Annotated in this window: 19 protein-coding genes; 14 read left to right on the top strand and 5 right to left on the bottom strand. The window is 59.9% G+C overall.

The window, feature by feature from the left end:
• Positions 1 to 63: 63 nt before the first annotated feature.
• Positions 64 to 1,140: an endonuclease/exonuclease/phosphatase family protein gene (locus FX982_RS16915; RefSeq protein ID WP_172611720.1), complete on the bottom strand. Its 1,077-nt coding sequence runs from the start codon at positions 1,138 to 1,140 to the stop codon at positions 64 to 66.
• A gap of 46 nt (positions 1,141 to 1,186) precedes the next feature.
• Positions 1,187 to 1,387, bottom strand: coding sequence for a DUF1654 domain-containing protein (locus tag FX982_RS16920; RefSeq protein ID WP_074887522.1), 201 nt, complete (start codon positions 1,385 to 1,387; stop codon positions 1,187 to 1,189).
• 268 nt (positions 1,388 to 1,655) lie between these two features.
• Here FX982_RS16920 and FX982_RS16925 point away from each other — a divergent pair, with 268 nt between their 5' ends.
• Entirely contained in the window at positions 1,656 to 1,880 is a 225-nt protein-coding gene (locus FX982_RS16925) for a YgdI/YgdR family lipoprotein (RefSeq protein ID WP_037010898.1), read from the top strand.
• A 138-nt stretch (positions 1,881 to 2,018) separates the two neighbouring features.
• On the top strand, positions 2,019 to 4,640 hold the full coding sequence (locus tag FX982_RS16930) for a PAS domain-containing protein (RefSeq protein ID WP_172611721.1): 2,622 nt from the start codon (positions 2,019 to 2,021) through the stop codon (positions 4,638 to 4,640).
• Positions 4,641 to 4,708: 68 nt separating this feature from the next.
• Here FX982_RS16930 and FX982_RS16935 read toward each other — a convergent pair whose 3' ends face one another.
• Positions 4,709 to 5,380 carry a lipopolysaccharide kinase InaA family protein gene (locus FX982_RS16935; protein ID WP_172611722.1) on the bottom strand — a complete coding sequence of 224 codons (672 nt, stop codon included), beginning with the start codon at positions 5,378 to 5,380 and terminating at the stop codon, positions 4,709 to 4,711.
• Positions 5,381 to 5,752: 372 nt separating this feature from the next.
• Here FX982_RS16935 and FX982_RS16940 point away from each other — a divergent pair, with 372 nt between their 5' ends.
• The 10 genes from FX982_RS16940 (at position 5,753) to FX982_RS16985 (ending at position 14,259) form a co-directional block, all read left to right on the top strand.
• Positions 5,753 to 6,016, top strand: a complete 264-nt coding sequence (locus FX982_RS16940; protein ID WP_172611723.1) for a DUF1652 domain-containing protein — start codon at positions 5,753 to 5,755, stop codon at positions 6,014 to 6,016.
• A 243-nt stretch (positions 6,017 to 6,259) separates the two neighbouring features.
• Entirely contained in the window at positions 6,260 to 7,219 is a 960-nt protein-coding gene (locus FX982_RS16945; RefSeq protein ID WP_172611724.1) for a sugar ABC transporter substrate-binding protein, read from the top strand.
• A gap of 91 nt (positions 7,220 to 7,310) precedes the next feature.
• Positions 7,311 to 8,861 (top strand): sugar ABC transporter ATP-binding protein, encoded by a 1,551-nt coding sequence (locus FX982_RS16950; protein ID WP_172611725.1) that lies wholly within the window; start codon positions 7,311 to 7,313, stop codon positions 8,859 to 8,861.
• Complete coding sequence (locus FX982_RS16955; RefSeq protein ID WP_122538241.1) at positions 8,861 to 9,856, top strand: ABC transporter permease; 996 nt, start codon at positions 8,861 to 8,863, stop codon at positions 9,854 to 9,856. Before FX982_RS16950 ends, FX982_RS16955 begins: the two co-directional genes overlap by 1 nt.
• A gap of 1 nt (position 9,857) precedes the next feature.
• Positions 9,858 to 10,880 (top strand): LacI family DNA-binding transcriptional regulator, encoded by a 1,023-nt coding sequence (locus FX982_RS16960; RefSeq protein WP_172611726.1) that lies wholly within the window; start codon positions 9,858 to 9,860, stop codon positions 10,878 to 10,880.
• Between the two features lie 47 nt (positions 10,881 to 10,927).
• Complete coding sequence (gene rbsK, locus FX982_RS16965) at positions 10,928 to 11,872, top strand: ribokinase (RefSeq protein ID WP_172611727.1); 945 nt, start codon at positions 10,928 to 10,930, stop codon at positions 11,870 to 11,872.
• The gene (rbsD, locus tag FX982_RS16970) at positions 11,869 to 12,273 is read left to right on the top strand and encodes a D-ribose pyranase (RefSeq protein ID WP_172611728.1); all 405 of its coding nucleotides are present in this window, start codon (positions 11,869 to 11,871) and stop codon (positions 12,271 to 12,273) included. Before rbsK ends, rbsD begins: the two co-directional genes overlap by 4 nt.
• A gap of 42 nt (positions 12,274 to 12,315) precedes the next feature.
• On the top strand, positions 12,316 to 13,344 hold the full coding sequence (locus FX982_RS16975) for a nucleoside hydrolase (protein ID WP_172611729.1): 1,029 nt from the start codon (positions 12,316 to 12,318) through the stop codon (positions 13,342 to 13,344).
• A 63-nt stretch (positions 13,345 to 13,407) separates the two neighbouring features.
• A complete protein-coding gene (locus FX982_RS16980) occupies positions 13,408 to 13,713 on the top strand; it encodes a hypothetical protein (protein WP_172611730.1) in 306 nt (101 codons plus the stop codon).
• 207 nt (positions 13,714 to 13,920) lie between these two features.
• Positions 13,921 to 14,259 carry an I78 family peptidase inhibitor gene (locus FX982_RS16985; protein ID WP_172611731.1) on the top strand — a complete coding sequence of 113 codons (339 nt, stop codon included), beginning with the start codon at positions 13,921 to 13,923 and terminating at the stop codon, positions 14,257 to 14,259.
• A gap of 71 nt (positions 14,260 to 14,330) precedes the next feature.
• Here FX982_RS16985 and FX982_RS16990 read toward each other — a convergent pair whose 3' ends face one another.
• Positions 14,331 to 14,543 carry a cold-shock protein gene (locus tag FX982_RS16990; protein ID WP_065991529.1) on the bottom strand — a complete coding sequence of 71 codons (213 nt, stop codon included), beginning with the start codon at positions 14,541 to 14,543 and terminating at the stop codon, positions 14,331 to 14,333.
• Between the two features lie 297 nt (positions 14,544 to 14,840).
• Positions 14,841 to 15,155, bottom strand: a complete 315-nt coding sequence (locus FX982_RS16995; protein ID WP_172611732.1) for a hypothetical protein — start codon at positions 15,153 to 15,155, stop codon at positions 14,841 to 14,843.
• Between the two features lie 389 nt (positions 15,156 to 15,544).
• On the opposite strand from FX982_RS16995, the gene thrS reads away from it, so the two are divergent.
• Together thrS and infC are read left to right on the top strand one after the other, a co-directional pair.
• Positions 15,545 to 17,467, top strand: a complete 1,923-nt coding sequence (gene thrS / locus FX982_RS17000) for a threonine--tRNA ligase (RefSeq protein ID WP_122538259.1) — start codon at positions 15,545 to 15,547, stop codon at positions 17,465 to 17,467.
• Positions 17,467 to 18,018 (top strand): translation initiation factor IF-3, encoded by a 552-nt coding sequence (infC, locus tag FX982_RS17005; RefSeq protein ID WP_172613086.1) that lies wholly within the window; start codon positions 17,467 to 17,469, stop codon positions 18,016 to 18,018. The genes thrS and infC overlap by 1 nt, the downstream gene beginning before the upstream one ends.
• Positions 18,019 to 18,072: the final 54 nt, after the last annotated feature.

Here is an 18,072-nt window from a genome sequence, read left to right on the forward strand (position 1 = left end):
TATCCGTCGCCTGCCACTGTGTGCCAGGCGACGGAAACGTGGACTCGTGTCTGCCGCTGCGGATCAATGGCAGTTGCCGGCCAAGTGGTAATGCTTCGCTTCAGCTGCCGCCGGGCTTTTGAACTCAACCCGATTTTTCTCGGCGATTGCGTTGTACGAAGGGCAGTCCGGACGGTGGTAGACCAGGGTCTTCTTGTTGCCGCGAATCGCCAGCGTCAGGTCAGCTGCGCTACCGCCGGCACTCGCAACGGGCTTCGTTGAATTGCTCGCAATGGGCCGGGCCTGCGCGGTGATGGCAGACGCGCTGGTCGCCCCGTGGCCGCCGCTCAAGCTGGCGCTGAGAAAAATCGGTGCGTGGTCGGACACGCTGTCACGGCCCTTGGCGTGTGTCAGGCCGAGGAATTTCGGGTAATCGAACACCTCGACCTTGTTCACCCGGATCGCCGACTGCTTGCTGATGAAGATGTTGTCGTAAAGGTTGGCGAATTTGCCATCCTTGGTCGACAGCGTGCTGGCGCCATCAAGTACCAGCGGCCTGGCGCTGCCGTCGAGCTTGTCCCACGCGGGCGAGTTGGGCGGGGTGTTGAAGTCGCCCATCAACATGATCTGGTTGTTGCCCGGGTAGGTTTCCTGCAGCCAGGTCCAGTAATTGGACAGGGCGACGATTTCCGAAGAACGGTCCGCCTGGTTCTTGCCATACAGGATGTGCACGGTGGCCACGACAAAGGTCTTGCCGTCCTTGAGTGAGCGGAACTGCGCAGAGTAGGGCTCGCGCTCGAAGGTGTCGCTGCGGTCGAGGTAGCTCACGGCGCCGTCCTCATAGGCAACGGCGTCATCCCGCCAGACGAATCCGTACATTTCCTTGTAGGAAGAGCGGCCGACGGCGTGGGATGCCATCGAACTCCAGTGCTTGCCCGTCTGCCGGGTCAGCTCCTTGGCCAGCGCCTCCAGCGCGTCTTCGCTCATCAGTTCCTGAACGGCGAGAAAATCGACCTGCTGCGCGACCTTGGCAATGCCCTGGAAGTCCTTGTTCGGGCGCACGCTCAAGTGCTCCAGGTTCCAGGTGCCAATGTTGACGTCAGCGGAAGCGGTTTGCAGGAAGGTAAAAGCCCAAAGCAGTGCGACACAAAATCTAAGCATGTTTTCCAACTGGGTAGTTCATCAAGGGGGTAGGGCGGTTTGCAGGTCAATCTTCCTTGGGCACTGTCCAGAAAATCTGCACACCGCCGTCGTCTCGCCAGGCCAGGGTCACGTTGTCGTTCTCGTCGATCTCTTCCAGCAACTGTTTCCAGTCGTCCTCAAGCTCGTCCGCCAGCCGAAAAATCAGTGCCGCGCGGGCTTTCTGCGCGCTCTGGGAATTGATGATTTTCTGCACCCGCACGGCCATGCGCTCGTAGTGCCCTGGCGATGCTGCGGTTGCTGCATGGGTGTCAGACACGAAGTGACCCTCCTGTTCGCTGTATGCGCATACAGTATTTGAGTGTCGGACGTTTCGCAACTACGGATCAGACAAAAACCGTGATTGACTCAAGTCGCTGAATTTTCGGCTGATTGTTCGGGCCGCGAACCAAAGTCGATCCGGCTGATCTGATCTGCTACACGACGATTCAGCGCTCAATCGCACTGCGCACGAGTCATGCAAACCAGGAGGCTTTATGAAGATTCAATCATTGCTGATGCCGGTCGCGTTCGCCTGCTGTGCAGCATTGGCAGGTTGCTCCACGTCCACCGTGGTCACCCTGCAAAACGGTACGCAGTACGTGACCAAGGATGCGCCGAAGACCAAGAGCAAAGACGGCTTTTATGAGTTCGAAGACATCTCCGGCAAAACCATCCGCGTTCGCGCTGACGAGGTAGCCACCGTCAAAGAAGAGGATTGAGCCACGCCAAGGCCCGGCTGGCATGGCCACCGGGCCCGGCTCTATGCAAAGTCGTGCCAATCTGAGTGGAACATATTCGCATTAACGTCGCTCTAAACGAGGCTATCTGCTCACGATATTTCCTGTCAGGCCCTAATTATGGATACCCCACCCAACACCGGGTTCAGCGCAGCACCCCTGCGTTTCCTTGCCAACGGCGGTGCGGTCGGAGATCTGCTTCAGTCCTCATTGCTGGACGGCTCGCCCCTCGGCCTGCCCTCTGACTGGCCGGACAGTCTAAAAGCCCTGATGGGCACGATTCTTCCTGTGCAGGCGCAGATCGTGCTCTTCTGGGGGCCCGAATTCGTGGCGCTGTATAACGACGCCTATGCGCCGAGCATTGGCGAGAAACATCCCCGCGCCCTCGGCCGTCCCGCCATCGAGAATTGGCGCGAGCTATGGGACGACCTCGAGCCGCTGCTGCGTGGCGTACGGGAAACCGGGCAAACCTTTGCTGCCAAAGATCGCGCGTTCTATATCGAGCGGCACGGTTACGGTGAGACCGTCTACTTTGACGTTTCTTATTCTGCGGTGCACCAGAACGATGGATCCGTCGGCGGTGTGCTTTGCATTGTCACTGAAACCACCGAGCGCGTTCATTTCGAGCGTCGTCAGGCGCTGCTGCTTGAGCTGGGCCAGGCTTTTCCGTCCATTCACGACCCCGAGCAGATCGAAGCGGACCTCATACGGCGTATCGGTGGCGAGCTGGGCGCCGCCCGTGTCCATATCGCAGAGGCTGACGAGGTCGGTGAGTTCGGCCTACGCCGTGAATACCGGCAAGGTGAGGTGACGGCTCGATCAGGGCTGATCTCTGTCGGCGATGACACCTGTTCTGCGTTGCGTCAGGGTGCCACCGTGCAAGCGGCGGCAAATGCCGATCCTGTTCTGGCCAACTCGTACGCCGGCGCACTTCAGCCAGACGGCACGGCGAGTCTGGTCGTGCATGTCCCGCTGATGCGCCATGACACGTTGGCCGGGGTGTTTACGGTCGAGTTCGAAGGGCTGCGGGTATGCAGCCCTCATGACATCCATATCATCGAAGAAGCGGCCAAGCTGGGCTGGCAGTGGATCAACCACATGCGGTCCGAAGCGGCGCTACACGCCAGCTCCGCGCAACTTGCCGGAATGTTCGAGCAGGCGGGCGCCGGGATTGCGCTGTGTGATCACCGAGGCGTCTTCCAGCAAGTCAATGATCGCTACTGCGAGATCATGGGGCTGCAACGTCAGGCGATTGCCGGCCGCTCGATCCTCGAGTTACAGAAAGACTTGCCAGCCAATTCGCAGCCGATGTTCTACGAGACATTCCTGACCGCCGAAGCGCCCTTTGAGCTGACCCAGCACCATGTCCTCGCAGACGGCTCCGTCGTCTGGGTGCAGACCCATGTGACGCCGCTGCTCGACGCGCAACAACACCTCAGCGGCTTGCTGTTTGTTTGCGTCGACATCACCGCGCGGGTTGGCGCTGAACATCAGTTGATCGAACTCAACGAGAGTCTCGAACAGCGCGTCGCCACCATGGTGGCCGAGCGCGAGGCGGCCATTTCTCTGCTGCACGAGTCGCGCAAGATCGAAATGGTGGGTCAGTTGGGCGGCGGCATCGCCCATGACTTCAATAACCTGCTGACGCCGATCATGACGTCGCTGGAGTTGCTGCGACGCCAGCCAGTCAGCAACGACCGCTCCCATCGGCTGATCGACGCTGCGCTGCAAGCGGCGGATCGCGCGCGAATCCTGGTAGGTCGTCTGCTGACCTTTGCCCGCAGGCAGACACTCAAACCTCAAGTCGTGGCGCTGGACAGCCTGGTCAACGATATGCGCGACCTCATCCAGCGCTCGCTGGGGCCGACCATTGAAGTCATCGTCGAGATTCCGCCAGGATTGCCGAACATCCTCATTGATCCCCATCAGCTTGAGTTGGGCGTGCTCAATCTCGCGGTCAATGCGCGTGACGCAATCGCCGAACGCGGCTACCTGAAGATCAGTGCCTGCTCCGAGGTGGTGGCCGACGGTCCGGGGCTGGGTCCGGCGCCGGGGCAGGGTTGCTACGTCAGGCTGACAGTGACGGATAACGGCAGCGGCATGAGCGAGGACATATTGCAGCGCTGCGTTGAGCCGTTCTATTCAACCAAAGGCGTCGGCAAGGGCACCGGCCTGGGGTTGTCGATGGTGCAAGGGCTGGCCCTTCAATCGGGCGGTGGTTTTGACATTCAGTCGGCGCCGGGTCTTGGTACGCGGGTCGACATCTGGCTGCCGATTTCCAGCGCCGACGTGCAGACACCGGCGGGCGCCGATGTCGACGCAGACCCGGCGCCTGGCACGGATCACCCTTTTCACGTGCTGGTGGTGGATGACGAAGAACTGGTCCGCTACACCGTTGCACTGCAACTGCGTGACTTGGGCTATCGGGTGACCGAAGCGGCGTCGCCCTCTGCTGCCGAACAGATGGTCAGCGCAGGCTTGCGGCCGGACGTACTTGTCACCGATCAGCTGATGGCGGAGAAAAGCGGCACGCAGCTCGCCCTGAGTCTGCGCGAAGTCCTGCCTGCGCTGCCGGTGCTGATTGTCACGGGTTACACCAGCGAGTCGTCGAAGCAGATTGCCGGTTTCGAGATGCTGGCCAAGCCGTTCAGCCGCGCCGATATCGCGACAAAAGTGGCGCAGGCGATCAGCGATCGGCGGGTGCCGGCGTTGATCAGGGAGCAGGCCGGTCACGCCTCTTGATGGGTTGAGCCCTTCGCTGTGAGCCCTTCATACCGCGTGTCGCATGGCATGAAGGGCGGCTGCGTCGTCTAGACGGCTCGGCCCATCGCCTGCTCGTAGCACGACAGAAAGTACTGCCATTGGGACTCATCCCAGAATGAATGCCTTCTGAGCTGCGGAATGTCGTGACGGGCGGCACCCATCGCGGTGATTCGCCCGTGGGATTTTTCCAGATCCAGCAGCGCCAGTTCGAAGTCAAAGCGCGTGTCAGTGACGGTCGCCCTGATGAAAATGTGCTTGGAGCGCATGCAGCCGTGCTGCCACTTGCCCAGGTGCATTTTCGCCAGCGTTTCAGCCAGACGCTTGAAGAGTCGCTGATGTTGCTCGGTGCTCAGAGTGGCGGCGCCGCCCTGTGCATACCAGGTGTCGAGATCGATGAAGCCACCCAGATCCTTCGTGACCAGAACGCCTTGCCACACGCCGGCAACCTTGCGAGCGCCATAAAACACAGGACGTGGCGCGTTGATGCCGAGCTCTTCAAGTTTTGTCAGCGCGATGCCTTCACGCAGTGCAGTCGGGCGCCCGGTAGGGTAGCGCAAACTGCGAAACAGATGGCCGGTCTGGCGTTTGACGTAGAACGTCTTGCCATCGTGAACCACGCGCTGCACGCCGCTGGTCCCGCTGCGGCGTACATTCGGAGGCTCGACCCACGGGCCTGACGTGCCCCACCAGAACTCAAACTCGTTGTTGCCCCGACCCATCTTGCGCTCCAAATACTGTAGAAAGCTTGCTTGTGCAGCGACTGCCATGTTGCAGTGCGAGCCCCTCTGGCCGCCGCGCGCGTGATTAGTTCACTGCCGCGCAAGGTTATTGGCTAATGGCCACTTCCGGGCCGCTCAGCTTACTGATTTGTTTCCTGCATGACCCCGTCAAACCCGCGCCATTTACGCCATCCAAGCGGCTGAAACCGCAGCGCTCAACGATGCGTTGTTGCAACGGCAATACTCCTGAGAATTGAGGGGACGCGTACCCGGTGACCTGCGTTATGTCCGTTCGTCCCATTAATGACAAACTCGTGGAATTGCTGGCACCGGTCGACATCCACCGTGCATAACTAAATAAGGAAATTTGCCATGATCTCCACACTTGAACTCTGCCATATCGTCGAATCAGGCTTCCTGCCTGCCAAGTGCAAGTGCACCATCGATGCCAACGATCAATTAATGGTGCAGATATTCGATCGCGAGAGGGGCCACGCAGATCTGCTTGCTGCGGGTATTCCGGTCAGCTCGCTCAATTCCAGTCGGGCTATCGCCAATCTGGTTACCACCCTTAAACACGACCTGGAAAAGCATGCTGTTGGCCGCCGTTCGACCGCTTATCAGGAACGTGCTTAAGCTTAGCTGCATGATTCACCCTTCCTTTCTATCCTCCGATTCAGGCCGCAGGCCATGCGCGTTGCGACGGCAATCGGAGGAGCAGGGCGATACATGGCCCGCTCTAAAATTCCTGCTTTACTGAGTTGACAAACGCCCCGGCGCTTCCCATAGTTTCGGTCACGCAAACGTTTGCGATTCCGTCGAGCTGTCCTTGACGCGTAAACGCTGCCGATAACAACAATCATAATGTCGGAGTGATCCATGAAGCTGCCATTCGCTGCACGTCTTCTTGCTGTTGCCATGCTTACCGCTTCTGCTGCATCCCTGCCTCTATCATCTGCCTTTGCCGACGACGCGAAAAAGCCGACCGTTGCGCTGGTGATGAAATCCCTGGCCAATGAATTCTTCCTGACCATGGAAGACGGCGCCAAGGTGTATCAAAAAGAGCATTCCGCTGACTTTGACCTGATTTCCAACGGCATCAAGAACGAGTCCGACACGGCCGCCCAGATCGACATCGTCAACCAGATGATCGTCAAGAAAGTCGACGCGCTGGTCATCGCCCCGGCCGATTCCAAGGCCTTGGCGTCGGTGCTGAAAAAGGCCATGGACGCGGGCATCAAAGTCGTCAACATCGACAACCAGCTGGACGCCGAGGTGTTGAAAAGCAAAGGCATGGAAGTGCCTTTCGTAGGCCCGAACAACCGCAAGGGCGCCAAGCTGGTGGGTGACTACCTGGCCAAGCAACTGACGGCGGGTGCTGAAGTCGGCATCATCGAAGGCGTGCCGACCACCACCAACGCGCAGCAACGCACCGCGGGCTTCAAGGACGCGATGGACGCTGCGCAGATGAAGATCGTTTCCACGCAGTCCGGTAACTGGGAAATCGACAAGGGCAACGCCGTTGCGTCCGCCATGCTCAACGAATACCCGAACCTGAAAGCGCTGCTGGCCGGTAACGACAGCATGGCGCTGGGCGCTGTCTCGGCAGTACGTGCGGCAGGCAAGGCGGGCAAGGTTCAGGTCGTCGGTTACGACAACATCAACGCCATCAAGCCGATGCTGAAGGACGGCCGCATTCTGGCCACCGCTGACCAGTTCGCGGCGCGTCAGGCTGTATTCGGTATCGACACCGCCCTGAAAATGGTCAAGGGCGAGAAGCTCGAGATCACCAACGGCGTGATCGAAACCCCGGTCGAGCTGGTGACCAAGCCGCAATAAGCCGACCTGGTTTCTCAGCCAACTCATTCCAAACCCGCAGTTTTCCAAATATGTACCGCCTGCCCGTGAGGGCAGGTGCGTGGAGATCGTTATGTCAGCGTCTGCTCAGGCCGCTGTTCTATCTGTCAGTGGTATTGGCAAAACCTACGCCCAACCCGTACTCGGTGACATCGACCTGACGCTGATGCGCGGGGAAGTGCTGGCCTTGACCGGGGAAAATGGCGCCGGTAAAAGCACGCTGTCGAAAATCATCGGCGGCCTGGTCACACCCACCACCGGCCAGATGCAATTTCAGGGGCAACCCTACCAGCCTGCCAGTCGCACCCAGGCCGAAAAGCTCGGCGTGCGCATGGTCATGCAAGAACTCAATCTGCTGCCGACGCTGTCGGTGGCGGAAAACCTGTTTCTCGATAACCTGCCCAGCCGTGCCGGTTTCATCAATCGTCGCAAGCTGCGCGAGGATGCGATCAAGGCCATGGCGCAAGTCGGCCTTGAGGCCATCGACCCGGACACGCTGGTCAGCGAACTGGGCATCGGCCATCAACAGATGGTTGAAATCGCCCGCAACCTGATCGGCGACTGCCACGTGCTGATTCTCGATGAGCCGACGGCGATGCTGACGGCGCGTGAGGTGGAAATGCTCTTTGAGCAGATCACCCGTCTACAGGATCGCGGCGTTTCCATCATTTACATCTCCCACCGCCTGGAAGAACTGGCCCGCGTCGCCCAGCGCATCGCCGTGTTGCGCGACGGCAAGTTGGTCTGCGTTGACTTCATGGCCAATTACAACAGCGAGCAGTTGGTCACGTTGATGGTTGGCCGTGAACTGGGCGAGAAGATCGATCTGGGCGAGCGCAAGATTGGCGCAGTGGCGCTGTCGGTCAAAGGCCTGAATCGCGCCGACAAGGTCCGCGATGTTTCCTTCGATGTCCGGGCCGGTGAAATCTTCGGGATTTCCGGGCTGATCGGTGCCGGGCGTACTGAGCTGCTGCGGCTGATCTACGGCGCGGACGTGGCCGACAGCGGCAGCATCGAAGTCGGCAGCCCGCTGCGCAGCGTGCAGATCAAATCGCCGGTGGACGCCGTGGGTCATGGCATCGCCTTGATCACCGAAGACCGCAAGGGCGAGGGGTTGCTGCTGTCGCAATCGATCAGCGCCAACATTGCGCTGGGCAACATGGAAGCCATTTCCAGTGCCGGCGTGGTCAACGGCAATTCTGAGATCGCTTTGGCTCAGCGTCAGGTGGGCGCCATGCGCATTCGCAGTTCGAGCCCGACGCAACTGGTGTCGGAGCTGTCGGGCGGCAATCAGCAGAAGGTCGTGATCGGCCGCTGGCTGGAGCGCGATTGCCAGGTGATGTTGTTCGACGAGCCCACGCGCGGCATCGACGTCGGCGCCAAGTTCGACATATACGCGCTGCTGGGTGAACTGACCCGTCAGGGCAGGGCGCTGGTGGTGGTCTCCAGTGATTTGCGCGAGCTGATGCTGATCTGCGACCGCATCGGCGTGCTGTCTGCCGGGCGCCTGATCGACACCTTCGAGCGCGACACCTGGACCCAGGACGAACTGCTTGCCGCTGCCTTCGCGGGCTATCAAAAACGTGACGCGCTGCTGTCTGAAGCTGCGCCCAGGATCGACTGATGAAAACTTCTACTTCTCCTGCCGCGCTGCCGTCTCCGGGCAAGCGCAGCGGCAACTACTTCGGCCTGGGCACCTACCTCGGGCTGGCAGGCGCACTGCTGGCGATGATCGTGTTGTTCTCGTTGCTTAGCGATCATTTCCTGTCGTACGAAACCTTCAGCACCCTGGCCAACCAGATTCCCGACCTGATGGTGCTGGCGGTCGGCATGACCTTCATCCTCATCATCGGCGGCATTGACCTGTCGGTGGGTTCGGTGCTCGCGTTGGCTGCTTCGGCGGTCAGTGTGGCCATGCTCGGCTGGGGCTGGGGCGTGTTTCCGTCGGCGTTGCTGGGCATCGCCTGCGCAACGGCGGCCGGTACGCTGACCGGCTCGATCACCGTGGCGTGGCGCATTCCCTCGTTCATCGTCTCCCTTGGCGTGCTGGAAATGGCCCGCGGCGTGGCATACCAACTGACCGACTCGCGCACCGCGTACATCGGTGACTCCTTTGCGTGGCTGTCCAATCCCTTCGCATTCGGTATTTCGCCTTCGTTTGTCATTGCCCTGATCGTCATCTTCGCCGCCCAGGCCGTGCTGACGCGCACCGTGTTCGGCCGCTACCTGATCGGCATCGGCACCAACGAGGAAGCCGTGCGTCTGGCGGGGATCAATCCCAAGCCCTACAAGATCCTCGTGTTCTCGCTGATGGGCCTGCTGGCGGGTGTTGCCGCGCTGTTCCAGATTTCACGCCTTGAAGCCGCTGATCCCAACGCCGGTTCCGGCCTTGAGCTGCAAGTGATTGCAGCAGTGGTTATTGGCGGCACCAGTCTGATGGGCGGGCGCGGTTCGGTGATCAGCACCTTCTTCGGCGTGCTGATCATTTCGGTGCTGGCGGCAGGGTTGGCACAGATCGGCGCGACCGAACCGACCAAACGCATCATCACTGGTGCCGTGATCGTCGTCGCGGTGGTCCTCGATACTTACCGCAGCAACCGCGCGCGGCGGCGCGGCTGACATGGCAACCATCAAGGATGTAGCGGCGATTGCCGGGATTTCCTACACCACGGTGTCCCATGTCCTTAACCGCACCCGACCGGTCAGTGAAGAGGTGCGCAAGAAGGTCGAAGCCGCCATCGTGCAGCTGGATTACGTGCCCAGCGCCGTTGCGCGGTCGCTCAAGGCCAAGGCCACGGCGACCATCGGCCTGTTGATCCCCAACGGCATCAACCCGTACTTCGCCGAACTGGCCCGGGGCATCGAGGATTACTGCGAGCGTAACGGCTTCTGCGTGATCCTCTGCAATTCCGATGACAACCCCGACAAGCAGCGCAGCTACCTGCGCGTGCTTCTGGAAAAACGCGTCGACGGCCTTATCGTGTCGTCGGTCGGCGGCGGAGACAGCCTCGTCGAGGGCTTGTCCGCGGTACGAACGCCTTTGGTCATCGTTGACCGCGACCTGGACGGCGTGACGGCTGATCTGGTGCGCATCGACCATGAGCTGGGTGCGTATCTGGCGACGTCCCACTTGCTGTCCCTCGGCCACCGGCACATCGCCTGTATCTGCGGCCCGGCGCAAACCACTGTGGCGAAGATGCGTCTGGCGGGGTATCACCGCGCCATGCAGGAAGCCTCGGTCGACGTGCCGGACAGCTGGGTGGTGGAGAGCGATTTCACCGGGCCCAGTGGTTATCTGGCTGCGGTGAAACTGCTGGAGCGGGATCCGCCTACGGCGATTTTTGCGGCCAACGACATGGTCGGCATCGGCGTATTGCGCGCCGCCGCCGAGCGTAACGTGCGGGTCCCGGCGGATCTGTCGGTCATTGGCTTCGACGACATCCAGATGAGCCAGTACGTTTACCCGGCCCTGACCACCGTCGGCCAATCCATTCTGCAACTGGGCGAGCGCGCTGCCGAGATGCTGCTGCGGCGGATCTCGGCGCGGGGCGAAACCGCTGTCGAACACCTGGTTGTTGCGCCGAGTATTGTGCTGCGCGAATCCACAGCGCCTCCACCCCAGGTATTTACCGAATTTCGTTAAGCCGAGCGCTCCGCCCGGTCTGAAAAGTGTTCTGAAGAGTAGACGTCATGCAAGCAAAAGTAGTGATAGTGGGCAGCCTGAACATGGACCTGGTGACGCGCGCGCCGCGTTTGCCCCGGGCCGGAGAAACACTGGCCGGGCAGTCGTTCGTCACCGTGCCGGGCGGCAAGGGCGCCAATCAGGCGGTGGCGGCGGCGCGACTGGGCGCCAGTGTCGCCATGATCGGTTGCGTCGGCGATGATGCCTACGGCGAACAACTTCGCACCGCGCTGCTGGCCGAAGGCATCGATTGCCAGGCAGTGACCCCGGTCTCCGGCGAGTCCACCGGCGTTGCGCTGATCGTCGTCGATGACAGCAGCCAGAACGCTATCGTGATCGTGGCCGGCGGCAACGGCCACGTCACCGCGTCCGTGGTGGACAGCTTCGATGCGCTGCTGTCCGGTGCCGACGTCATCATCTGCCAGCTTGAAGTGCCGCTCGACACCGTGGGCCACGTGCTCAAGCGCGGCCACGAACTGGGCAAGACCGTCATCCTCAACCCGGCGCCGGCCAGTGGCCCGCTGCCGGCCGAGTGGTTCGCCTGGGTCGATTACCTGATCCCGAATGAAAGCGAGGCCACCGCGCTGACCGGTTTGCCAGTCGACAGCACCGCCAGCGCGGACGCCGCTGCATCAGCATTGCTGAAAGCCGGCGTCAGCAAGGTAATCGTCACGCTGGGCGAGCAGGGCGCCTTGTTCGCCAGCGCGTCGCGCTCCGAGCACTTCCCGGCGCCAAAGGTCCAGCCCGTTGACACCACGGCGGCAGGCGATACCTTTGTCGGCGGCTTCGCGGCGGCGCTGGCCGATGACAAGTCCGAGTCGGACGCCATTCGCTTCGGTCAGGTTGCAGCGGCGCTCTCCGTTACCCGTTCCGGCGCCCAGCCTTCCATTCCGACGTTCGCCGAGGTTCAGGCCTCCGCGGCACACTCCGCCGCACAGGGGCATCAATCATGAAAAAAACACCGCTGCTTAACATCGCCTTGTCCCGCGCCATCGCGTCCCTGGGGCACGGTGACATCCTGATGATCGTAGATGCGGGCATGCCTGTGCCGGCGGGCGTTGAGCTGATCGATCTGGCCCTGACCCACGGTGTGCCCGATTTCCTAAGCGTGCTGAATGTGGTGCTGACTGAAATGCAGGTCGAGAGCCATGTCCTCGCCGAAGAGATGCTGTCGAAACAACCGCCAGCGTTGGCCACCGTTTCGAGCTTGCATGCCTCGGGCGGCCTCGGTGAGCAACGCCTGGTGAGTCATGACGCATTGAAACAGCTGAGCCGTGGTGCTCGGGCTATCATCCGCACCGGCGAATGCCAGCCATACACCAACATTGCGTTGGTGGCGGGCGTGGTTTTTTAACGCCGTTTTTTCATCTCTAGCCGTCAGGAACAAGGAGTTCCCATGAACACAACCCGACATTTTTTCACCGGACTGATCAGGAGTGCCGCGCTGTTGGCCATGTTATCCGCCACGTCCGTGCATGCCGCCGAGAAGCGCGACGTGATCATCGACACCGACCCGGGCGCCGACGACGTCGTCGCACTGCTCCTGGCGCTGGCGTCGCCGCAAGAACTCAACGTCATGGCGATCACCACCGTGGCGGGCAACGTGCGCATCGACAAGACCTCCCGCAATGCCCGGCTGGCTCGGGAATGGGCCGGCCGCGAAGAAGTGCCGGTGTACGCCGGTGCGGGCAAACCGCTGGTGCGCACGCCGATCTACGCCGAAAACATTCACGGCAAGGAAGGACTGCCGGGCGTGGAAGTGCATGAGCCGAAGAAGCCGTTGGCTGAAGGCAATGCCGTGCAGTACCTGGTCGATACCCTGAAGAAAGCTGCGCCCCACAGCATCACCATCGCCATGCTCGGGCCGCAGACCAACCTGGCGCTCGCGCTGATTCAGGCGCCGGAAATCACCCAGGGCATCAAGGAAGTCGTGGTCATGGGCGGCGCCCACTTCAACGGTGGCAACATCACCCCGGTGGCCGAATTCAATATCTACGCCGACCCCGACGCGGCGAAGGTTGTCCTGGCCAGCGGTGTGAAGCTGACCTACGTGCCGCTGGACGTCACCCACAAGATCCTCACCAGCGAAGCGCGTATCAAGCAGATCGATGGCTTGAACAATCAGGCCGGCAAGCTGGTCAGCGGTATCCTCAACGAGTACGTCAAGGCTGACATGGTCCATTACGGCCTGCCCGGCGGGCCGGTGCATGATGCGAGCGTGATTGCCTGGCTGATCAAGCCGGAGCTGTTCAGCGGCAGGCAGGTCAATCTGGTGATCGATAACCGTGAGGGTGTGACCCACGGCCAGACCATCGCCGACTGGTACGACACCCTTGCCCAGAACAAAAATGTGTTCTGGGTGGAAAACGGTGATGCCCAGGGCTTTTTTGATTTGTTGACTCAGCGCCTGGGTCTTTTGAAGTAAATCCGCCGTGCTGCGCCGTGTGGCATCCCGATGCTCGGCGCAGAGCAATCAAGGTGCAAAACCGTGTCTATCGATCTCAATAATCCCGATTCCCTCACCCTCGACGCCGTCCGGCAAATGATCGCGGCTGCGCAGGATGGCGTGCATAACCAGTTGCGCGTCAGCCGTGACGGTCGCGCGTGGATTTCCAGCGACGCGGTGGGTGGCGTGGACATTGGGGGACTGCTGTTTCGTCTGGAGACCTGGGCGGCCGGTTCCGGTTGCGTGGGCCCGGTGGCGGCCAGCGATGCCGTATGGGTGACGCAGATCTACAATGCCCTTCGCGACAACTGGGCCAACCCCACCACGGATTACGTGGACGTCTACTGAGCCGCGCCCATCCCGCTCAATGGGTCCTGCGGGCGCTTTTTTAAACGTTTTGTCACGATTGAATGCGCCGGGCGAGTGACGCTTGGGGCAGACTCCTGCGCTGTCCTCGACAGGGGAGGTTTGCTTGCCCTGGTTTACCCGTGGCGAAACGAAGCCGCTCGACCGCTGTCGCAGAGGTTCTGTTTTAGTTAAACGTTAGGAGGTTGTATGCCCTGGAAATACGCATCATCAGGTCTGGTGCTCGCCGCAGCGCTGCTGGCCGGTTGCAGCAGCACGTCGGAGTCTACGAGCCAGCCTGAGGAGAGCGTCGCCAGTTCCCCGGCCAGTTCCGCTGGTGGTTATGCCCGTTGTGACGCGGCAGCGGTGCAGTTCGCTGTTGGCAAGCCGGCTTCAGCGGCATTGCTGGATCAGGCGAAGGCCAAGGCCGGCGCGCAGACCGCCAGAGTGCTCGGGCCCCATGACATCGTGACACTGGAATACCGCTCGGACCGTCTTAACCTGAATACCGATGATTCAGGCAAGGTCAGCCGCGTCAATTGCGGATAACCTTTCCCCATGACCGAATCGCAGGCATAAAAAAACCCCGTCAGTGACGGGGTTTTTTCAGATCGCTGGGATTACTCCGCGCGAACCTGAGCAGCTTGCATGCCCTTTTGGCCTTTCTCAGCCACGAAGGAAACAGTCTGGCCTTCTTTCAAGCTCTTGAAACCGTCGGATTCAATGGCTTTGAAATGTACAAAAAGGTCGTCGCCGCCACCCTGTGGGGTGATGAAGCCGAAGCCTTTTTCATCGTTGAACCATTTTACGGTGCCGGATTGGCGATTAGACATGGTGTATCTCCAGGAACATAATTTTCAGTAGTGCTGTGTTGCTCAGGCCAACTGGGCACACGAGCGCTATCATAGTCGAATTGTGTGAATGCTGGACTTTTTCGATTAGAACTTTGCGTCAGCATCCTCGATATAACGCCCCAAAGGCGCTCCAGAGGCCTGTTTTCCATCATCAACGGGTGCATCGGCAAACCCTTCTGGTATGCCTGAAACCCGCAGAATTCGTGGCCTTCAGCGTGTCAGCCTTGACCCGTTTCTTTACGCCCCGGTGTGGGGCATCAAGGAAATGTAAATTTTTTATTTTTTGCCGTTCAGGCAATTTTTGCTCACCGCAGCCTGCAGGCGAGAGGTCATATCGGTACTGGGAGGCGTCGTTTTGTCATTCAGCGACGCAATCTCCTTGTCGGAGAAGTTCTTGTTGATCTGTTGAGCGCCGCACTCGCAGTGCGCTTTGACTGCACTGGCGTCCATCGATGGATTGCTCTGGGTGGCTGCGGTGGTGCATTCGTTCATGTAGCTGGTCTTGGTTTTCGCATCCATCGCGGCGTGAGCGCTGAGGGGCAGTGTCAGGGCCAGCGGGGCGAGAAGGGCGGCAACGCGTAGAAGCTTCATGGTGATTTCCTTTTTGTCGGTGGCCGTCGAGGTGTCAGGCCTTGAACATGTACTACGGATAATCTGAGGTCCTTGAAGCGCACCAGTTCCGTGGCGCTGCTGCGGCTTGGTGCAATTGGTGATCCGCGTGCGACGCCAACCACCGTTTAGCTGACCCTGCCGTAACGCTGTGATAGCATGCGCGCCTGCAGATTAGCTCGCGTCTCGCGGGGCCCCGGTGCCCTGCTGCAAGTTCTGTCGATTTCGTAAGTTCCAGTCACTCTGGTTCGGTCTTCACGTTGGCCTTCGGGCTCCTGCCACTGTGAGGCAGGCATACCACCGAATCGCGTACTGGCTCTATCCCACCCACGTGACCTTTGGTAGGGGTCACCACTAGGAGAGGAGGCGCCATGCCAACTATTACTCTTCCCGACGGCAGTCAACGTTCTTTCGATCACCCGGTATCCGTTGCCGAGGTCGCAGCATCCATTGGTGCGGGCCTGGCCAAAGCCACCGTGGCCGGCAAGGTCAACGGTCAACTGGTTGATGCCAGCGACATCATCGACACCGATGCGAGCCTGCAAATCATCACCCCCAAGGATCAGGAAGGCCTGGAGATCATTCGTCACTCCTGCGCGCACCTGGTTGGCCACGCCGTCAAGCAGCTCTATCCGACTGCAAAGATGGTGATCGGCCCGGTCATCGATGATGGCTTCTATTACGATATCGCCTATGAGCGTCCTTTCACGCCGGACGACATGGCGGCGATCGAGCAGCGCATGCAACAGCTGATCGAAAAGGATTACGACGTCATCAAAAAAGTCACGCCGCGCGCGGAAGTGATCGACGTGTTTACGGCCCGTGGCGAAGACTACAAGCTGCGTCTGGTCGAAGACATGCCAAACGAGCAGGCCATGGGCCTGTACTACCACGAAGAATACGTCGACATGTGCCGCGGTCCGCATGTGCCGAACACCCGTTTTCTGAAGTCATTCAAATTGACCAAGCTGTCCGGCGCCTACTGGCGCGGCGATGCCAAAAACGAGCAATTGCAGCGCGTTTACGGCACGGCCTGGGCCGACAAGAAGCAGCTGGCGGCTTACATTCAGCGCATCGAAGAAGCCGAAAAGCGCGATCACCGCAAGATCGGCAAGCGTCTGGGCCTGTTCCATACCCAGGAAGAAGCGCCGGGCATGGTCTTCTGGCACCCGAACGGCTGGACGCTCTACCAGGTTCTCGAGCAGTACATGCGCAAGACCCAGCGCGAGAACGGCTACCTGGAGATCAAAACGCCTCAGGTCGTCGACCGCTCCCTGTGGGAGAAGTCCGGGCACTGGGCGAACTACGCCGAGAACATGTTCACCACCGAGTCGGAAAACCGCGACTACGCCATCAAGCCGATGAACTGCCCTTGCCACGTGCAGGTGTTCAATCAGGGCCTGAAAAGCTACCGCGAGTTGCCGATGCGTCTGGCCGAATTCGGCGCTTGCCACCGCAACGAACCTTCGGGCGCACTGCACGGCATCATGCGTGTTCGAGCGTTCACTCAGGACGACGCGCATATCTTCTGCACCGAAGAACAAATGCAGGCTGAATCCGCCGCGTTCATCAAGCTGACCATGGCCGTCTACGCCGATTTCGGGTTCAAAGACATCGAAATGAAGCTGTCGACCCGGCCGGAGAAACGTGTCGGCTCCGACGAGTTATGGGATCGCGCCGAGTCCGCACTCGCTGCAGCCCTTGACAGTGCTGGCCTGCCGTACGATCTGCAACCGGGCGAGGGTGCGTTCTACGGTCCGAAGATCGAATTTTCTCTCAAGGATTGCTTGGGTCGCGTCTGGCAATGCGGTACTCTGCAGCTCGATTTCAACCTGCCGATCCGTCTGGGCGCCGAATTCGTGTCGGAAGACAACGGTCGCAAGCACCCGGTCATGTTGCACCGCGCAATTCTTGGCTCCTTCGAGCGCTTCATCGGAATCCTGATCGAGCATTACGAAGGCGCGTTTCCTGCGTGGCTGGCTCCAACTCAAGCAGTGATCATGAATATCACTGACAAACAGGCTGATTTTGCCCTTGAGGTGGAAAAAACATTGGCGCAAAGCGGATTCCGTGCCAAGTCCGACTTGAGAAATGAAAAGATCGGCTTTAAAATCCGCGAGCATACGTTGCTCAAAATTCCGTATCTCCTCGTGATTGGGGATCGGGAGGTTGAAACACAAACTGTCGCTGTGCGTACACGTGAAGGCGCAGACCTTGGCTCGATGCCGGTCGCCCAGTTCTCGGAGTTCCTTGCACAAGCGGTTTCCCGGCGTGGTCGCCAAGATTCGGAGTAATTATTATTAAGCGTGAAATGAGACAAGATAAACGAGCTGCACCGAAAGCCCCGATCAACGAGAATATCTCGGCACGTGAGGTTCGTTTAATTGGGGCTGAGGGTGAGCAGCTTGGGATTGTGTCAATTGAAGACGCGCTTCTTAAGGCTGAAGAGGCCAAACTGGATCTGGTGGAAATTTCCGCCGATGCAGTACCCCCTGTTTGCAAACTGATGGACTACGGCAAATCGATCTTCGAGAAGAAGAAACAGGTTGCTGCCGCCAAGAAGAATCAGAAGCAGATCCAGGTAAAAGAAATCAAGTTTCGTCCAGGGACGGAGGAAGGGGATTACCAGGTAAAACTACGCAACCTGGTACGTTTCCTGAGTGACGGGGACAGGGCCAAGATTTCCTTGAGATTTCGCGGTCGTGAGATGGCCCACCAGGAGCTGGGGATGGAGCTGTTGAAGCGGGTTGAAGCTGACCTGCTCGAATACGGCTCGGTCGAACAGCATCCTAAGATGGAAGGACGCCAGCTGATCATGGTCATCGCCCCGAAAAAGAAGAAATAACCACCAGGGCACGGCAGGCCTTGCGGTTATGTTTATCAACTGAATGCGGAGTAT

It is taken from the genome of Pseudomonas graminis (assembly GCF_013201545.1).
Lineage (GTDB): Bacteria > Pseudomonadota > Gammaproteobacteria > Pseudomonadales > Pseudomonadaceae > Aquipseudomonas.